This is a genomic window from Bacillaceae bacterium S4-13-56 (assembly GCA_040191315.1).
In the GTDB taxonomy this organism is placed as follows: Bacteria; Bacillota; Bacilli; order Bacillales; family JAWJLM01; genus JAWJLM01.
In genome coordinates this window covers 1-311 of record JAWJLM010000203.1, presented here as the reverse complement: position 1 = coordinate 311, position 311 = coordinate 1, and the positions used below count along the sequence as shown (strand labels likewise).

At 40.8% G+C, this 311-nt stretch carries 1 protein-coding gene; it reads left to right on the top strand.

Annotated elements, in window-relative coordinates:
* A partial coding sequence (locus RZN25_18655) for a reverse transcriptase domain-containing protein (protein MEQ6378803.1) occupies positions 1-311 on the top strand: 311 nt, incomplete at both ends.

Below are 311 nucleotides of genomic sequence, written 5' to 3'. Positions count from 1 at the left end.
TGATATAGACCTAGAACGTTTCTTCGACACGGTCAATCATGACAGGCTAATGAATCTTGTATCAAGAACTGTGGACGACGGGGACGTTATCTCACTCATTCGTAAATTCTTAGTAAGTGGAGTACAAATTGATGAAGAATATAAAGAAACCGTCATCGGAACTCCGCAAGGAGGAAACTTATCGCCATTACTAAGTAATATTATGCTTAACGAATTGGACAGAGAGCTCGAAAACCGAGGGCTTCGCTTCGTTAGATATGCGGACGACTGTATTATTATGGTCAAAAGTGAAATGGCAGCTAACCGTGTAA